The organism is Algiphilus sp. (assembly GCF_965216485.1).
Taxonomy (GTDB): domain Bacteria; phylum Pseudomonadota; class Gammaproteobacteria; order Nevskiales; family Nevskiaceae; genus Algiphilus.
The window spans coordinates 2,752,833-2,769,208 of the sequence record NZ_OZ244162.1 but is presented as its reverse complement, the minus strand read 5'-3'; the positions used below and the strand labels follow the sequence as shown (position 1 = coordinate 2,769,208).

General features: G+C 64.8%; 15 protein-coding genes and 2 tRNA genes. 13 read left to right on the top strand and 4 right to left on the bottom strand.

Going from position 1 to position 16,376, the window contains the following annotated elements; all coding sequences use genetic code 11:
- Positions 1-6: 6 nt before the first annotated feature.
- The 8 genes from ACOOFO_RS12815 to ACOOFO_RS12780 all read left to right on the top strand — a co-directional run bounded on the left by ACOOFO_RS12815 (position 7) and on the right by ACOOFO_RS12780 (position 10,482).
- Positions 7-1,212, top strand: a complete 1,206-nt coding sequence (locus ACOOFO_RS12815; protein WP_420427147.1) for an acyl-CoA dehydrogenase family protein — start codon at positions 7-9, stop codon at positions 1,210-1,212.
- Between the two features lie 131 nt (positions 1,213-1,343).
- Positions 1,344-2,174: an alpha/beta fold hydrolase gene (locus ACOOFO_RS12810; protein WP_420427146.1), complete on the top strand. Its 831-nt coding sequence runs from the start codon at positions 1,344-1,346 to the stop codon at positions 2,172-2,174.
- Positions 2,175-2,258: 84 nt separating this feature from the next.
- Positions 2,259-3,620 carry a 3-oxoacyl-ACP reductase gene (locus ACOOFO_RS12805; RefSeq protein ID WP_420427145.1) on the top strand — a complete coding sequence of 454 codons (1,362 nt, stop codon included), beginning with the start codon at positions 2,259-2,261 and terminating at the stop codon, positions 3,618-3,620.
- 707 nt (positions 3,621-4,327) lie between these two features.
- On the top strand, positions 4,328-5,140 hold the full coding sequence (locus ACOOFO_RS12800; RefSeq protein WP_420427144.1) for a crotonase/enoyl-CoA hydratase family protein: 813 nt from the start codon (positions 4,328-4,330) through the stop codon (positions 5,138-5,140).
- Complete coding sequence (locus ACOOFO_RS12795) at positions 5,137-7,152, top strand: FAD-dependent oxidoreductase (RefSeq protein WP_420427143.1); 2,016 nt, start codon at positions 5,137-5,139, stop codon at positions 7,150-7,152. Before ACOOFO_RS12800 ends, ACOOFO_RS12795 begins: the two co-directional genes overlap by 4 nt.
- Before the next feature lie 3 nt (positions 7,153-7,155).
- Positions 7,156-7,638 (top strand): hotdog fold domain-containing protein, encoded by a 483-nt coding sequence (locus ACOOFO_RS12790; protein WP_420427142.1) that lies wholly within the window; start codon positions 7,156-7,158, stop codon positions 7,636-7,638.
- A gap of 45 nt (positions 7,639-7,683) precedes the next feature.
- Positions 7,684-8,796 carry a MaoC/PaaZ C-terminal domain-containing protein gene (locus tag ACOOFO_RS12785; protein WP_420427141.1) on the top strand — a complete coding sequence of 371 codons (1,113 nt, stop codon included), beginning with the start codon at positions 7,684-7,686 and terminating at the stop codon, positions 8,794-8,796.
- 201 nt (positions 8,797-8,997) lie between these two features.
- Positions 8,998-10,482: a flavin-containing monooxygenase gene (locus ACOOFO_RS12780; RefSeq protein ID WP_420427140.1), complete on the top strand. Its 1,485-nt coding sequence runs from the start codon at positions 8,998-9,000 to the stop codon at positions 10,480-10,482.
- 69 nt (positions 10,483-10,551) lie between these two features.
- On the opposite strand, the gene ACOOFO_RS12775 is transcribed toward ACOOFO_RS12780, so the two are convergent.
- Positions 10,552-10,642, bottom strand: a tRNA-Ser gene (locus ACOOFO_RS12775).
- A 280-nt stretch (positions 10,643-10,922) separates the two neighbouring features.
- On the opposite strand from ACOOFO_RS12775, the gene ACOOFO_RS12770 reads away from it, so the two are divergent.
- Positions 10,923-11,471, top strand: a complete 549-nt coding sequence (locus ACOOFO_RS12770) for a glutathione peroxidase (RefSeq protein ID WP_420427139.1) — start codon at positions 10,923-10,925, stop codon at positions 11,469-11,471.
- Positions 11,472-11,871: 400 nt separating this feature from the next.
- On the opposite strand, the gene ACOOFO_RS12765 is transcribed toward ACOOFO_RS12770, so the two are convergent.
- Positions 11,872-11,948: transfer RNA gene (locus ACOOFO_RS12765), tRNA-Pro, on the bottom strand.
- Positions 11,949-11,977: 29 nt separating this feature from the next.
- The gene (locus ACOOFO_RS12760; RefSeq protein ID WP_420427138.1) at positions 11,978-12,946 is read right to left on the bottom strand and encodes a polyprenyl synthetase family protein; all 969 of its coding nucleotides are present in this window, start codon (positions 12,944-12,946) and stop codon (positions 11,978-11,980) included.
- Between the two features lie 190 nt (positions 12,947-13,136).
- Between ACOOFO_RS12760 and rplU the strand changes: the two genes are divergently transcribed.
- The 4 genes from rplU to proB all read left to right on the top strand — a co-directional run bounded on the left by rplU (position 13,137) and on the right by proB (position 16,019).
- Complete coding sequence (gene rplU, locus ACOOFO_RS12755; RefSeq protein WP_290567366.1) at positions 13,137-13,451, top strand: 50S ribosomal protein L21; 315 nt, start codon at positions 13,137-13,139, stop codon at positions 13,449-13,451.
- Between the two features lie 32 nt (positions 13,452-13,483).
- The gene (gene rpmA, locus ACOOFO_RS12750; protein WP_223056346.1) at positions 13,484-13,735 is read left to right on the top strand and encodes a 50S ribosomal protein L27; all 252 of its coding nucleotides are present in this window, start codon (positions 13,484-13,486) and stop codon (positions 13,733-13,735) included.
- Between the two features lie 77 nt (positions 13,736-13,812).
- Complete coding sequence (gene cgtA, locus ACOOFO_RS12745) at positions 13,813-14,886, top strand: Obg family GTPase CgtA (protein WP_420427137.1); 1,074 nt, start codon at positions 13,813-13,815, stop codon at positions 14,884-14,886.
- The gene (gene proB, locus ACOOFO_RS12740) at positions 14,883-16,019 is read left to right on the top strand and encodes a glutamate 5-kinase (protein ID WP_420427136.1); all 1,137 of its coding nucleotides are present in this window, start codon (positions 14,883-14,885) and stop codon (positions 16,017-16,019) included. The genes cgtA and proB overlap by 4 nt, the downstream gene beginning before the upstream one ends.
- A 40-nt stretch (positions 16,020-16,059) precedes the next feature.
- On the opposite strand, the gene rpsT is transcribed toward proB, so the two are convergent.
- Complete coding sequence (gene rpsT, locus ACOOFO_RS12735; RefSeq protein ID WP_420427135.1) at positions 16,060-16,329, bottom strand: 30S ribosomal protein S20; 270 nt, start codon at positions 16,327-16,329, stop codon at positions 16,060-16,062.
- Positions 16,330-16,376 lie beyond the last annotated feature (47 nt).

Genomic DNA, 16,376 nt, shown 5'->3' with positions numbered 1-16,376 from the left:
CACACCATGCTGAATCTGGAAACCCCGAAGAAGTTCAAGCCCATCATTCATCAGGCGCATCAGATCGGTGCGGAAATGTTCCGTCCCATCTCGCGCAAATACGATCGCGCCGAGCACACCAAGCCGGTGGAACTCGACATGCTCGCCTCGCTCATGGACGGCATGAACGCCTCCGGTGGGGAAGGCGCAGGTGCCGGCAAGCTCAAGCAGGATGCCGGCGGTGACAGCGGCGTGCGCAATGGCGCCAACATGACCGCCGTGCTGGGGATGACCGAGCTGTGCTGGGGCGACGTCGGCCTGGCCTTGTCGATTCCCCGCCAGGGCCTGGGCAATGCCGCCATCGCAGCCGTTGCCAACGAGGAACAGCTCAAGCGTTTCGATGGGCGTTGGGTGGCCATGGCCATCACCGAACCCCATGCAGGCTCGGATTCGGCGGCCATCCGTGCCACCGCTGAGCGCGATGGCGACGACTACCTGCTCAATGGCGAGAAGATCTACGTCACCGCCGGCGAACGCGCGGATGCGTTGGTGGTCTGGGCCTCCCTCGATCGCTCGAAGGGGCGCGCGGCGATCAAGGCCTTCCTGGTGGAAAAGGATCGCCCGGGACTGACACTGGAGCGGCTTGAGCACAAGCTGGGCATCCGCGCCTCGGATACCGCAGCCTTCCGTCTGGAGAACTGCCGGGTCCCGGCCGAGAATCTGCTCGGCTCACCGGATATCGACACCAGCAAGGGCTTCGGTGGTGTCATGCAGACCTTCGACAACACACGCCCCATCGTCGCTGCGATGGCGGTGGGCCTGACGCGCGCTGCCATCGAGGAAACGCGTCGCATCCTGGCCGATGCCGGGGTGCACATCGACTATCGCCGTCCGCGCACCCATGGGCATGCGGCGGCGGCCAAGCTCATGGAGTGTGAAGCGGATTGGGAAGCCGCACGTCTGCTGACGCTGCGCGCTGCCTGGATGGCGGATAACGGCCAGCCGAATGCACTGGAGGCCTCGATGTGCAAGGCCAAGGCCGGGCGCACCGCGGTCGACACCGCGCTGGCCTGCGTCGAGCTGTGCGGCGCGGTCGGATACGGCGAAGGCGAGTTGATCGAGAAGTGGGCGCGGGACGCGAAGATTCTGGACATCTTCGAAGGGACCCAGCAGATCCAGCTGCTCATCGTGGCGCGCCGGCTGCTGGGCAAGACCTCCAGCGAACTGCGCTAGCAACCGCGGCACGGGGCCGCGCTAGGATAGCGGCCCCGAATGCCAGGAGACGCCGGATGGCCCTTTCCTTCCTCACGAAACCTCGCGCCGCGGACGGGGCGGAGCGCCCCCGCACCGCACCGGTGGCGATCATGCACGAGTTTTTCGACTGGCACGGCCACGCCATGGCCTTCGAATGCTTCGGTCCGCGCGATGGCAGTCCCATTCTGCTGATGAATGGCCTGCTGCTGGATTCGCTCGTCAATCGGGTGCTGGCGCGGCGCCTGGCCGTGGATGGCTATCGCGTGATCCTGCTCGATCTGCTGGGCCACGGCGCCAGCGATCGACCGGTGCACGCCACCATGAATCGCATCGATTTCTATGGCGACCAGGCGATTGCCTGCCTGGATCATCTGGGCATCGAGCGGGCGGTTGTCGGTGGCGTGTCGCTCGGCGCCATTGCCACCCTGCATGCCACGGTCAAGTACCCCGAACGCGTGCGGGCTCAGATCCTGGAAATGCCGGTGATGGAGCGCTCCACCATCTTCGCAGCACTGCTGCTGGTGCCTCTGGTGCTGTCCACCCAGTATCTGCGCCCGGTGCTGCGTGGCTTCACCGGCTTCATGCGCCGTCTGCCGCGGCCGCGCAAGGAAGTGGCGGCCAGTGTGATGAACGCCATGAGCAACTCTCCCGAGCAGATCGCCTCGGTACTGCACGGCATTCTGGTGGGGCCAGTGGTGCCGCCGTACCCGGATCGCAAGCGCATCGTCCAGCCTTCGCTGGTCATCGGGCACAAGGGAGACTGGCTGCACAACCTGGAAGATGCGCACGCGCTGACCCGCCAGTTGCCTCACGCGCGCTTCATCGAAGCACGTTCCATCCTTGAACTGCGCACCAAGCCGGACCGGCTCTACCCGGAGATCGTCGGCTTTCTGCGAGCCGTGGAAGCGCAAGAGGCAGGCGCATCCAAGGGCGCGGTGTGATAGCTTCCATACGCCAACGTATTGCTGCGCTGCGATGACTTGCCTTCGCGGCGCTTGAACCATGCCATCTAGAGGGAGAAACCCATGACAGACCGCCTTCTCAACCTCGCGCAGCAGCCGGCTGCGCGCAAGATACTCCAGAACATCGGCCTGCCGACCCCGGTCGCGCTGCTGCGCGCCAAGGGGGCTTACCAAGCCGAGCCGCTGCAAGGCGCTCGCGCCTTGGCAGGCACCGCCGGCAAAGGCTTCGCGCAGACGCGCATCACCAAGATGCTCGATGCCGCCGGCGCCGATTGCCTGAAGAGCGCTGACGCGCTGGGAGAAGAGGACAAGCTCGACGTCGTCACCTTTGATGCCACCGCGGTGGCGGGTGCCAAGGACCTGCGAGCGCTCTACGATTTCTTCCACCCCATCATGGGCAAGATCGGCAAGAACGCGCGCGTGGTCATCGTGACGGGGCTGCCGGAAGCCGCCAAGCACTCGGCGCAGGCCGCGGCCTACCGGGCGCTGGAAGGCTTTACCCGCTCCCTCGCCAAGGAGATCGGCAAGCGCGGTGCCCGCGCCAACCTGTTCTATCTGGAAAAGGGGGCAGAGAGCCGCCTCGACATGCCGCTGCGTTTCTTCCTGACTGGGCATTCCGCCTACGTGGACGGCCAGCCAGTGCGCATCAGCAGCCAGGCCAAGGCGCCCACCAAGATGCCGACCACAGCCACCCTCGACGGCAAGGTGGCCTTGGTCACCGGCGCGGCGCGCGGCATCGGTGCCGCCACGGCCCAGCGTCTGGCCGCCGAAGGCGCGCAGGTGATCGGAGTGGATATTCCCCAGGATCAGGCCGCGCTCAACGACACCATGTCGGCCATCAACGGCATCGGCTTCCCGGCGGACGTCACCGATGACGCCACGCCCAAGAAGCTGGCCGATTTCGTACTCGAGCAGTTCGGCGGGGTGGACATCGTCGTGCATAACGCCGGCGTGACCCGCGACAAGACCCTGGCCAAGATGCCCGAGCATCACTGGGACATGGTGCTGGCCATCAATCTGGACGCCATCGTGCGGATCGACGAGGCCCTGCACGCCACCGGCGCGGTGCGCGAGCACGGTCGTATCATCTGCCTCTCGTCCATCGGCGGCATCGCCGGCAATGTCGGCCAGACCAATTACGGCGCCACCAAGTCCGCACTCATCGGCTACGTCGCCGCCGAGGGGAGCGTCCATGCCGAGAAGGGCATCACGGTGAATGCCGTGGCGCCGGGATTCATCGAGACCCGCATGACGGCTGCGATGCCCTTCACTATTCGTGAGGCCGGGCGGCGCATGAACTCCATGTCGCAGGGCGGACAGCCCGAGGATGTGGCCGAGCTCATCTGCTTCCTGGCAACGCCAGGGGCGGCGGGTGTGACCGGGAATACCATTCGTGTTTGTGGGCAGTCCTTGGTTGGTGCCTGATAGCCCCGAAGGGCTATTGGCGATGTCGTGCCAAGGGTTTCCGCGCCCCGAGAGCAAGCCGCTGTCCTTCGAGGTGTCCAGGACGGCGCGGGTGACTATTGTTGCGGCAAAAGTCACCAAAACCATGGTGCCCGCCGGGTGGCCTGCCGCGGCTCAGCCGCGGCAGGTGCCTGTCTCGAAAGCCGTGCTCGGGAGACGCGCCGACACGACGTCCCTGTCGTGACGGCGCTCGCTCGACGTCCTGTCTCGCGCACCCTGCGCGCGACATTCGAGCCAGCCACCCTTAAAGGGCACGGGAGAAGGGCGCGCAGCTACGTGGCATCGCCGTGGGAGCGCAGAAGTGCTGTGCCGCGATGTCGCGAAGCGACGAGCCTTACCGAATCACCCTGTACCGGCGCCGGAGTAGCGGACGCGCGCAGAGGTTGGCGCGCCATGGACGGTGCGCCAAGGCCGGTCACGACATGGATGTCGTGGCGGGCCGACCTCGAGCACGTGCGCTGCTCAGGGGACCAGCCCGACAGGGCCGTCGCTGGTATGGGGTGTCTTCTCTTTGGTTCCTTTCTCTGGACAAGCAGAGAAAGGGACCCGCGCCGTGCTCGTTACGATGCTCGACAGCGCGAACTTTTGAGGGCGCGGAACTGCTTGCCTCGAAGTGGCAGCTGAGAATTGGGAAACACGGAATCCGACGAAAAACAGGTCAGACACACATGAGCAACCGCGTAAGAACAGATATCGATGACAACGGCCTCGCCCGTGTCACTTTGACCCGCGCCAAGGCGCATAACGGGGTCGATCAGGCCATGATGGACGGGTTGATCGAGGCGGCCGAATCACTCGCTGCCGAGCGCACGGTGCGTGCCGTGATCGTCTCCGGCGAAGGCCCGAGCTTCTGTGCCGGGATCGACGTCAAGGCCTTCTTCGGCAAGGGCATGAACCTGGATCTGGCCAAGCTCTATGCACGACTGTATTCGCCGGTTCGCAACAAGTTCCAGCAGGTCAGTATGGTCTGGCGGGATGTGCCGTGTCCGGTGATCGCGGCGATCCACGGCAACTGCTTCGGTGCCGGCATGCAGCTCGCGCTGGGTGCGGATTTCCGCATTGCCCGGCCGGACGCCAAGCTGTCGGTGATGGAAGCCAAGTGGGGGCTGATTCCGGATATGGGCGGTGCGGCGCTCTTGCGTGAGCTGATCGGTGCGGACAAGGCCCGTCTGCTGACCTATACCGGCCGCGTAGTCAGTGGCGACGAGGCGGCTGCCATGGGGCTGGTGACGCAGACGGCCGAGCAGCCCGTGGCCGCTGCCGAGGCCTTGGCCGAGGAAATTGCCAATCGCTCTCCCGATGCGGTCGCGGCAGGCAAGTTCCTGCTCAACGAGGCCTGGCATGACACTGAATCCGGGGCCCTTGCGGCAGAGCGCCGTCGACAGCGCCAGCTGATGGGTCACGCCAATCAGCGCATCGCGATCAAGCGCAATACCAGCGACGCGGAGGCCGCCTACAAGCCGCGGAAGATCGCCAAATGAACGCCGCCTATCCGCATCTGCTCGAGCCCCTCGACCTCGGCTTCACCCAGCTACGCAACCGTGTCCTGATGGGCTCGATGCATATCGGGCTGGAAGACAAGGCGCGCGATTTCGACAAGCTGGCGGCCTTCTTCGGAGCCCGTGCCAAGGGTGGTGTGGCGCTGGCCGTTACCGGCGGTTTCTCGCCCAATCGCGAAGGCTGGCTGTATCCCTTTGCCTCCAAGCTCAGCAGCAAGCGCGAGGTGGGCCCGCACCGGGACGTGACCTCGGCGGTGCATGAGGCAGGCGGCAAGATCGCGCTGCAGATTCTGCATGCGGGCCGCTACAGCTATCACCCGCTGTCGGTCTCGGCGTCGGCGGTGAAATCGCCCATCAATCCCTTCAAGCCGCGCGCCATGTCGGAGCGGGGCATTCGCTCCACCATTGCCGACTACGCCCGTTGCGCCGTGCTGGCGCGCGAGGCGGGCTACGACGGCGTCGAGATCATGGGCTCGGAAGGCTATCTGATCAATCAGTTCACCACGCCACGTGTGAATCGCCGCGACGATGACTGGGGTGGGCCCATCGAGAATCGGTCGCGCTTCCCGGTCGAAATCGTCAAGGCCGTGCGCGAAGCGGTGGGGCCGGACTTCATCATCATCTTCCGGCTTTCCATGCTGGATCTGGTGGAAGGTGGCAACACCTGGGACGAGGTGCTGTTCCAGGCCAAGGCCATCGAAGCCGCCGGCGCAACCATGATCAACACCGGGATAGGCTGGCATGAGGCGCGTGTGCCCACCATCGTGACCAGCGTTCCGCGCGCCGCCTTCGGCTTTGTGCCGGAAAAGCTGCGGCCGGAGGTCTCCATCCCGGTGATCGCGGTCAATCGCATCAATACCCCGGAAATCGCCGAGGATCTGCTGGCGCGCGGCGCCTGCGACATGGTCTCGCTGGCGCGGCCGCTGCTTGCCGACCCGGATTTCGTCAACAAGGCCGCGCGCGGCGGCGCGCAGGACATCAACACCTGCATCGCCTGCAACCAGGCCTGTCTGGACCATACCTTCGCGCTCAAGCGCGCCAGCTGTCTGGTCAATCCCTACGCCGCCTATGAGACCGAGCTGGTGCGCAAACCGGCCGAAGTGGTCAAGCAGGTGGCGGTAGTGGGCGCGGGGCCTGCCGGTATGACCGCGGCCGTAGAGCTCGCCGAGCGCGGCCATCACGTGACCCTGTTCGAGCGGGGCGAGGCAGTGGGCGGACAGTTCCGCCTGGCGGCCCGTATTCCGGGCAAGGAGGAATTCACCGAGACCCTGCGCTACTACACGCGCCGACTCGAGACCTTGGGTGTGACCGTGCGTCTCGGCGTCGAGGTGGACATCGAGATGCTCACCGATTTTGACGAGGTCATTCTCGCCAGCGGGGTCACCGGTCGGGTTCCCGCGATTCCCGGTATCGATCACCCCAGCGTGCTGCAGTACGCGGAAGCCATCGAGCAGAGCGAACGCGTGGGGCCGCGCGTGGCGGTCATCGGCGCCGGCGGCATCGGCTTCGATGTGTCCGAGCTGCTGTCCAGCGCCGAATCCACGGCCCTGGACCCGGCGGCCTGGTATGCCGAGTGGGGGGTGAACCCCGCCATCGACAGCGCGGGCGGCATTGCCGCCAAGGCGACGCCGGATTCGCCCAGGCAGATCTGGCTGCTGCAGCGCAAGAAGGAGTCTCTGGGCAAGGGACTGGGCAAGACCAGCGGTTGGGTGCACCGGTCCAGTCTGCGCGATCGCGGCGTGCACATGATCGGCGGCGTGCACTACGAGCGGATCGACGATGAAGGCCTGCATATCGTGGTTGGTGACGAGCCGCGCACGCTTGCCGTCGACAGCGTGGTGGTCTGTGCGGGCCAGTTGTCGGACCGCTCATTGGAAGAGCCTTTGCGCGAACGTGGCATTCCCTTCCATGTGGTGGGCGGTGCTCACGAGGCGGCCGAACTCGATGCCAAGCGTGCCATCCGGCAAGCCACCGAAATCGCACTCAAGGTATAGACCATGGCCGGCATTCAGGATCGGGTATCGGTGCTGTCATTGTTCCAGCGCCTGCAGGCTGTTCCGGGCGGAAAGCGGTTGTTCACCGGTATCTTTCAGCGCCTGGCGCCGTACTTCCGCAGCATTCCCGTACTGGTGGAATCGGTGGAGCCGGGATGCGTGACAGCTTCCATGCGGCACACCCGGGGCGTACGGAATCACCTCGGCACGGTGCATGCCATTGCGCTGTGCAATCTCGCCGAACTGGCGATGGGCGTGGCGGCCGAGGCCACGCTGCCGAAGTCGCACCGCTGGATTCCCAAGGGCATGACGGTGCAGTATCTGGCCAAGGCGCGGGGCACCATGCACGCGACGGCAAGCTTGTCGTTGCCGCAGCCCTTGCCGGATGGCGAGACGCTGCATGTGGACATCGCCGTGCGCGATGACCGGGGGGAGATGGTCTTCCACGCCGACATCGCGATCTGGGTCACACGCCGTTCAAGCTGATCGCGCACGCTGGCACACACACACAAGAGCACAAGGACCAAGTCAATGAGCTACACGCTGGAATACAAGGAGCTGCCCTCCGCCTGGACCGGGTTTCTGCGTGCTGCGCTGGCGCGTGGCGCGGGTCTGAAACCCGGCGAGTCGATTCCGCCCATCGTGGCGCGTTGCCGCGGCGTCGTGGCCGACGCGGAGGCGCTGCGCAAGTACCGAAGCCTGTGCAATTTCCGCATTGATGGAAAGCTGCCGCCGAGCTATCCGCACGTCCTCGCTGCGCCGTTGCATCTGCAGGTGCTCACGCACAAGGCTTTCCCCTTCAAGTTGCTGGGCGCGGTGCATGTGCGCAATGCGGTGACACAGCACAGAGCCATCGCGGCCAATGAAGTGCTGGACATCGAGGTCACGGTGGAAGGACCGCGGCCGGTGGATGCCGGGCTGGAGTTCGATCTGGTGACGCGCATTTTCGACACCACCGGCAAGGTGCCGTGGGAGTCCACCAGCACGAACCTGATCCGCAAGGGCGCGGGCGGCGGCAGCAAGAAGAAGGGCGGGTGGACGCCCCCTGACTGGTCGCAATACCAGGTGGTGGAGAGCTGGCAGACACCCGAGGATATCGGCCGCCGCTATGGACTGATCGCCGGCGACGTCAATCCGATTCACATGCATGCACTGGCGGCCAAGCCCTTCGGCTTCAAGCGTGCCATTGCGCACGGCATGTTTTCCTATGCGCGCAGCGTGGCGCGGATCATTCCGCCTGGACAGGAAGCCATGCAGCTCACAGTGGCCTTTAAGCGTCCGGTCTTTCTGCCGTCGCGTGTGGAACTGCTGATGCGCGAGGACGGGCAGGGACGGGAGTACCTGCTCACCAATGCGGCGCGCGACACTGTCTACCTGGAAGGCCGTGTGGACCCGGTGGCGGCTGCCACCGCAACCGGCACGACCGAAGCACCGGCCCCTGCCGCCGACAGCCGTCCCGCAGTCGCGAAGAAGGGCAGTGCCACCAAGCGCGCCGCCAAGAAGGCCAGCGCAAAGAAGGCTTCGGTCAAGAAGACGGCGACCAAGAAGGGTGCAGCGAAGAAGACCGCCGCCAAGAAGACCGCTGCCAAGAAGGGAAGCGCCCCGGCCGGAAAGCGCGCCAGCACGAAGAAGACCAGCAGCTAAGCGTGGCCCCGGCGTCCTTGCAGACGCCGGGGCTCGCCACCTTCCTGCCGGAGGCGGTTCCGCGCGTCTGTGCGATGCACCGCATGGATGATCGCGTCCGCGCATGGGATACACCCTCGATCCAGCGCGCGCTGATCGGCATACTTGTCAGGTAAACGATCGGTCGAGAGCCGTTCAGACCTAGAAAATCAGGAGACACGGATGAACCGTCGTGCCCAAACGCGCACCGACAACACCACCGAATTGCTCGACGTATTGATCATTGGCGCGGGCTTTTCCGGCCTGGGTGCCGCGATCCAGGCGCAGAAGCAGGGTTGCCGACGCATGGCCATTCTCGAGAAGGGGCCGGACGTGGGCGGCGTGTGGCGCGAAAACACCTATCCGGGTGCCGCCTGCGATGTGCCGTGGCACCTGTATTCCTTCTCCTTCTTCAAGAAGGTGACCTTCTCGCGCCGCTACCCGCGCCAGCCCGAAATCCTCGATTACATGCGCGCCTGCGCGCGCCATTTCGATCTTTATCGCTACGCCCACTTTGGTGTCAGCGTGGAAGAGGCGCGCTGGGACGAGAGCACGGCGACCTGGACCGTCACTGCCGAGGATGGCCGATGCTGGCAAACGCGTGCACTGGTGCTGGGTGTTGGTCAGCTCTCACGTCCTTCCTGGCCCGCCATCCCGGGTCGTGATGCCTTTGCCGGTACTGCCTTCCACTCGGCGCAGTGGGACCACTCGGTGAATCTGCGCGGCAAACGCGTGGCCGTGATCGGAACGGGTGCCAGTGCCATCCAGTTCATCCCACATGTTGCCGAGGAAGCGGGTCAGCTCACGGTCTTTCAGCGCAGTGCGCCCTATCTGCTGCCACGGCTTGACGGTCCCTACGGTGCGCTGAATCGATTCCTGTTTGGGCGCATGCCAGGCTATGACCGTCCCTTCCGCTATGCCATCTGGAAGCTCGCGGATCTGAGTACGGATGTCTTCGACGAAGGCGATTCACCGATGCACCGTCTCTTCCTGCGCGTCACGCGCTGGCATCTCGAGCGCCAGGTCAAGGATCCGGAATTGCGACGCAAGCTGACGCCGGATTATCCGATCGGGTGCAAGCGCGTGCTCTTCTCCAGCGACTATTACCCCGCCCTGCAGCGCGACAACGTCCATCTGGAGACCGAGGCCATCGACCACATCAATGCCGACGGCATCCGTACCAAGGATGGCGTCCAGCACGACTGCGATGTGCTGATCTGGGGCACCGGCTTCAAGGCCACCGAGTTCCTGGCGCCGATCCGCTTTATCGGCCGGAACGGGGTGGATCTGCACGAACAATGGTCGCGCGGAGCGGAGGCCTATCTGGGCATTACGGTGCCGGACTTCCCCAATCTCTTCCTGATGTACGGGCCGAATACCAATCTGGGCGGCAATTCGATCATCGTCATGATCGAAAGCCAGATGCAGTACCTGGCCGAGGCACTGGAGCGCCTGCGCCACCACCGCCTGCTCGCCGTCAAGCCCGAAGTCGCTCGCGCCTTCAACCGGCAGCTTCAGGAACGCCTGTCGCATACGGTGTGGGCCGCCGGTTGCAGTAGCTGGTACCAGACCGCCGATGGGCGCATCACCAACAACTGGCCCGGCAGGACGGTCGAATATCAACGGCTGACCCGCACGCTGGATATCCAGAATTACGAAACCGCCTGAGCCTTCGCCTGACGCTGTTTCCTGTGTAAAAACGACAAAAGCCGGCACGTGTGCCGGCTTTTCTGTGACTGGCGGAGGGGGAGGGATTCGAACCCTCGATACGGGGTTACCGTATACACGCTTTCCAGGCGTGCTCCTTCGACCGCTCGGACACCCCTCCGCAGGAGCCGCGCATTATGCCATCGATGAGTGCGCAGGGCGTGCACAGCGCGCGTAGGCGTGGCGCAGCTGTATCCCGGTGCTGGTGCGGCTGTGGCGATAACCGCTGCACGTCCTCTTGATCGCGCGATAGCCTTGCTGAAAACGTCGTCTTGCATAGCGCCGGGCCGCTGGCGGCGAGCAGCGACATCTTCGTTATTGTTCGGCTTGCGTGAGACGGGTGCGAGCGGCAAGCCCCAGCTTGCTACCTTGTTTCACCCGGTGCTATTGGAAGGATGACGATGAAAAAGTTGGCGTATGCAGTGGCGCTCATGGCGACGGCTCTCTGGTCCAGTCTCTCGCTGGCTTGCGACAGCGAAGTGCTGGATGTATCGGCCAAGCGGCTGCTTGGCGAGTCTGTTGACTTATGCGACGCCTATGCAGGCAAAGTGCTGTTGGTCGTGAATACCGCCAGCCAGTGCGGTTATGTGGGGCAGCTGGGCGGCCTGCAGGCATTGCAGCAACGCTATGGGGCTCAAGGCTTCAGCGTGCTCGGCTTTCCGTCGGCCGACTTTGGCGGTCAGGAATTCGATAGCGCCGAAAAGACGGCGGAATTCTGCAAGATCAACTACGGCGTGGAATTCCCCATGTTCGAGAAGGGCGCAGTGAAGGCAGCCGAAGCGCAGCCCTTGTTTGCCAAGCTCTACGCCGCGGGTGCTCCGCAGCCACGCTGGAATTACCACAAGTATCTGGTGGGGCGGGATGGGCGCTTCCTGACCGATTTCGATACCCGGATCGAACCGGAAGACGAGCGAGTCCGTAGTGCCATTGAGGCCGCCTTGCAGCAGTAGGCCAGGGCGGGGCGATGGCCAGGGAAAGCCCTGATACGGATCGGGCAGGACAGCCGATCCGAGCAAGCCAAGGGGGCCCGAAGGGGCGAGGCCATGGAGGGACGTGACACGGATCGGCAGGACAGCCGATCCGAGCGACTTACGGGAGCCCGAAGGCTCAGGGCCATGGAAGGCCCTGACAACCTACGACCTCGGTCGCCGAAGGCGATGCAAGCAAGCAAGCGGTGTGGTGTGGATGACCAGAGATGGTCGGGGTGACAGGATTCGGCGACAGCGCAGGACGCGCTGTCGAGCGACCGGAGGGAGCCCGCAGGGTCAGGGCCATGGAGGGCCCTGACAACCTACGACCTCGGTCGCCGAAGGCGACGCAAGCAAGCGGTGCGGTATGGATGACCAGAGATGGTCGGGGTGACAGGATTCGAACCTACGACCTCTTCGTCCCGAACGAAGCGCTCTACCAAGCTGAGCTACACCCCGACTGCATTCACGCGGCTCGTGATTGATTCCTACAGCGTGCGGGACACGGTGAAATCGGCGAGCTGGGACATGGCAGTCCGATAGTCCGACGGCGGCACGTGCGCCAACGCGGATTGCGCGGCGGCGGCGTACCGCTGCGCGGCCGCGGAAGTGTAGTGGATCGCATCAGTGGATTCAACGGCGCGCAGCACGCTTTCGATGTCATCGCTGCCGCCATCGGCAATCGCGCTTCTGAGGAGGCCCTGTTCGGCGCTTCCGCCCAACTGCATGGCGCGGATCAGCGGAAGCGTGGGTTTGCCCTCTGCCAGATCGGTACCGAGATTCTTGCCCGAGACTTCCGGGTCGGCCAGGTAGTCCAGCAGGTCGTCGACGATCTGGAAGGCCATGCCAAGGTTGTGGCCGTAGTCGCGGGCGGCCTGCTGCGCGTTTTCATCGCCGCCGGCCAACATGGCGCCCAGCCCCGTAGCGGCGCGAAACAGGCGCGCCGTCTTGCGCTCGATGACCTCCAGATAGGCAGCTTCGTCGGTGTCCGGATTGCCGCAGGCCATGAGCTGGAGCACTTCGCCCTCGGCAATGGCGTTGGTGGTGTCGGCCAGCTCACGCATCAGGCGCATGTCTTCGGCCTCGACCATCAGTTGAAAGCTGCGCGAGTAGAGAAAGTCACCGGAGAGTACGGCACCCGGATTCCCCCAGTTGGCGTTGGCGGTGGGTTGACCGCGTCGTCGCTCGGTTTCGTCGACCACGTCGTCGTGCAGCAGGGTGGCGGTGTGGATGAATTCAATGATGGCGGCGAGCAGGACCGGCTTGTCGCTCGCATCACCGTGCGCGCGCGCCGCCATCAGCGCCAGGATCGGGCGCAGCCGCTTGCCGCCCGAGCCAATGATGTGGGCGGAGATCTGGTTGATCAGCACGACATCCGAGTGCAGCCGATCCCGGATCAGGGCGTCGACCGCGCGCATGTCGTCGGCTACCGGAGCGATGCAGTCCTTGAAGTCCATGATTCTTATAAGATGTTAGTGGTCAGTCAGCGGGGCTGGCTGGGCCGCAAGTGTAGACGACGGCGCTTGAGGGCGATGCTAGTGTTGCAGCGCGTTGACCATGACAGCGCCACAGCGTATTATCCCGCGCCCTGATCACCCGCCGCGCAATGGGCCGTCGGGTGCGTTTTCGAGATTCCGGAGCATGTCGATGTACGCCATCATTCAAACCGGCGGTAAGCAGTACCGTGTGAAGAAGGGTGACGCCCTGCGCGTTGAGACACTTCCTGCGGCTGTCGGTGAAACCATCGAGTTCGACCGCGTGCTGATGGTGGGAGAAGGCGAGGAAGCCAAGGTCGGTTCCCCGCTGGTGGACGGCGCCAAGGTATCTGCCGAAGTGCTGGAACACGGTCGTGCCCGCAAGGTGCATATCCTGAAGTTCCGCCGCCGCAAGCACCACATGAAGCGCCAGGGCCACCGCCAGAACTATACGGCGGTGCGCGTGACCGACATCGTCGGCGCCTGAGCACACACTGATCACTTTCGAGGAACGTCGAAATGGCACATAAGAAGGCAGGCGGCAGTACCCGCAACGGCCGCGATTCCGAATCCAAGCGACTGGGCGTGAAGCGCTACGGCGGCGAGCAGGTACGTGCCGGCTCGATCATCGTGCGCCAGCGCGGCAGCAAGCTGCACCCGGGCGAGAACTGCGGCATGGGTCGTGACTACACTCTGTTCGCCAAGGCGGACGGCAAGGTGGAGTTCCGCCCGCGTCGCGGTCGCACTGTCGTGAACATCGTGCAGGCCTGATCGCGCGTCGCCAGAGACACTGACCGCATCGAAAAGGCTCCGGCGACGGGGCCTTTTTTGATGGAGACGACTGCACCGTGAAGTTCGTAGACGAAGCCACCATTCGTGTCGAGGCCGGGCATGGCGGACCTGGCCATGTGTCATTCCGGCGCGAAAAATTCATTCCCTTTGGTGGCCCGGATGGTGGCGATGGCGGCCATGGCGGCAGCGTGTATGCTGTCGCGGACAGCGGGCTCAATACGCTGGCCGATTTCCGCTTCAATCGGCGCTATCGCGCGCCCGATGGCGAGAACGGCAAGAAGGCCAACGGCAGCGGCGCAGGCGGCGATGACATCGAGATTCCGATGCCGCTCGGCACCATCATCCGCGATGCCGAAACCGACGAACTGCTCGGTGAAATCACGCCCGCCACACCGCGCCTGATGCTGGCCAAGGGGGGGGCGCGTGGCCTGGGCAATGCCCGCTTCAAGAGCAGCATCAACCGCGCCCCCCGGCAAAGCACGCCTGGGTACGACGGCGAGGCGCGCCAGCTGCGCCTGGAGCTTGCCGTGATGGCCGATGTCGGTCTGGCCGGGCTGCCCAATGCCGGTAAGTCGACGCTGCTCAGCGCGATGTCCGCGGCGCGACCGAAGGTGGCGGACTATCCCTTCACCACCTTGCACCCCCAGCCCGGGGTGGTGGCAGTCGATCGGCTGCGCAATTTCGTGATGGTTGATATTCCGGGGCTCATCGAGGGTGCGGCCGACGGATCCGGCCTCGGTCACCGATTCCTGAAGCATCTGACGCGGACGCGCCTGCTGCTGCATCTGGTCGATCTCGCGCCAGTCGATGGCGATATCGAAGGCCAGGTACACACCATCGCGCACGAGTTGGAGCGTTACAGCCCCGAGCTGGCTGCCCGGCCGCGCTGGCTGGTCTTCTCCAAAGCGGATCTGATGGATGCGCAAAGCGCGCAGGCGTTGGCCGAGGCCACAGTCGCCTCCCTGGGCTGGGATCGTCCCTGGTACGTGATTTCGGCCGTGCAGCGCTCCGGGCTGGAGGCGCTCGCCTTCGACGTCATGCGATGGCTGGAAGACCGTCAGGCCGAAGAAGCCGCGGCGCAGGACGTTACCGATGGCACAGAAGAGCGGGACACAGAGGCGGGTTCATGAACCATCGACGTTCCGCGCTCCAGGGCGTGCGAAGGCTGGTCGTGAAGATCGGCAGTTCGCTCGTCACCGCGCAGGGCAAGGGGCTGGATGAAGTCGCCATTGCCGGATGGGTGGCGCAGATCGCGGAGCTGTTGCGCAACGGGGTGCAGGTCATTCTGGTGTCCAGCGGGGCGGTGGCCGAAGGCCGCGCGCGACTGGGGATGAGCGAGCGCCCGCGCACATTGCACGCGCTGCAGGCCACTGCCGCAGTGGGGCAGATGGGGCTGGTGCGCGCCTACGAACGCGCCTTCGCCGAGTACGGCTTGAATACGGCGCAGATCCTGCTGACCCACGAAGACGTGGCCGAGCGCAGCCGCTACCTCAACGCGCGCAGCACCTTGCGCACCCTGCTTGAATGGGGCGTGGTGCCGGTCGTCAACGAGAACGACACGGTATCCACTGACGAGATTCGCCTCGGGGACAACGACACGCTGGCGGCACTGGTCTGCAACCTGCTCGAGGCCGAGGCGCTGATCATCCTGACCGATCAGGATGGCTTTTATTCCCGTGATCCCCGCGCCGGCGATGGCGCCGAGCTGCTGCACGATATCTCTCTGGCGGATCCGCGACTCGACGCCATGGCTGGCACCGGTATGGGGACCCTGGGTCGCGGCGGCATGCGCACCAAGCTCACGGCGGCACGTTGGGCAGCACGCTCGGGTGCCAGCACGGTGATCGCACATGGCCGCTGTGAGAGCGTGCTGACGCGTCTGCTTACCGGGGAGCCGGACCTGGGCAGCATGCTGCATGCCGATGACGTGCGTCTTGGCGCGCGCAAGCGCTGGATTGCCGGGCAGCTACAGTCCCGCGGCACGCTGCAGCTGGACGCTGGCGCGGTGAAGGCACTGCAGGGTGGAGGGGCGAGCCTGCTACCGGTGGGAGTGCGCGCGGTCGAGGGACGGTTCAGTCGCGGCGATCTCGTGCGCTGCGTGGATCCGGAGGGCGTGGAGGTAGCACGCGGACTGGTGAACTACAGCGCTGAGGAGGTGGAACGCATCCTCGGCGCGCCGACGCGGGAAATCAACGATCGGCTGGGCTATGTCGGGGAACCCGAGCTGATTCACCGCGACGATCTCGCCCTGAGTGCCCACTGATCGAGGCAGCCAGGGCGGGATCTGATGCGATCCGACGGAATCAGGCCTCGGAGAGCGCCTTGATGTGCTGCGCCAGACGATGCTTGTGACGCGCCGCCTTGTTCTTGTGAATCAGGCCACGGCCGGCATAGCGATCGAGCAGCGGCACCATCTCGTTGTAGGCGTTGCGCGCGGCGTCGGTGTCCTTGGCGTCGATGGCCTTGGTGACCTTCTTGATGGAAGAGCGCACCATGGAGCGCTGGGAGGCATGCAGCACGCGACGCTTTTCGGACTGCAGCGCGCGCTTGCGCGCTTGAGGGGAATTGGCCAAGACAAAAACTCCGCAAAAAACCAGGTGATGTCGGGGAAGGTCCCGAA

Bases quoted from the DNA above. Each gene is read 5' to 3' on its own strand.
- rpmA (WP_223056346.1), top strand. From the start codon at position 13,484: ATGGCACATAAGAAGGCAGGCGGCAGTACCCGCAACGGCCGCGATTCC.
- ACOOFO_RS12810 (WP_420427146.1), top strand. From the start codon at position 1,344: ATGCACGAGTTTTTCGACTGGCACGGCCACGCCATGGCCTTCGAATGC.
- ACOOFO_RS12805 (WP_420427145.1), top strand. From the start codon at position 2,259: ATGACAGACCGCCTTCTCAACCTCGCGCAGCAGCCGGCTGCGCGCAAG.
- ACOOFO_RS12780 (WP_420427140.1), top strand. From the start codon at position 8,998: ATGAACCGTCGTGCCCAAACGCGCACCGACAACACCACCGAATTGCTC.
- ACOOFO_RS12760 (WP_420427138.1), bottom strand. From the start codon at position 12,946: ATGGACTTCAAGGACTGCATCGCTCCGGTAGCCGACGACATGCGCGCG.
- ACOOFO_RS12770 (WP_420427139.1), top strand. From the start codon at position 10,923: ATGAAAAAGTTGGCGTATGCAGTGGCGCTCATGGCGACGGCTCTCTGG.
- ACOOFO_RS12795 (WP_420427143.1), top strand. From the start codon at position 5,137: ATGAACGCCGCCTATCCGCATCTGCTCGAGCCCCTCGACCTCGGCTTC.
- proB (WP_420427136.1), top strand. From the start codon at position 14,883: ATGAACCATCGACGTTCCGCGCTCCAGGGCGTGCGAAGGCTGGTCGTG.
- ACOOFO_RS12790 (WP_420427142.1), top strand. From the start codon at position 7,156: ATGGCCGGCATTCAGGATCGGGTATCGGTGCTGTCATTGTTCCAGCGC.
- ACOOFO_RS12815 (WP_420427147.1), top strand. From the start codon at position 7: ATGCTGAATCTGGAAACCCCGAAGAAGTTCAAGCCCATCATTCATCAG.
- ACOOFO_RS12800 (WP_420427144.1), top strand. From the start codon at position 4,328: ATGAGCAACCGCGTAAGAACAGATATCGATGACAACGGCCTCGCCCGT.
- ACOOFO_RS12785 (WP_420427141.1), top strand. From the start codon at position 7,684: ATGAGCTACACGCTGGAATACAAGGAGCTGCCCTCCGCCTGGACCGGG.
- rplU (WP_290567366.1), top strand. From the start codon at position 13,137: ATGTACGCCATCATTCAAACCGGCGGTAAGCAGTACCGTGTGAAGAAG.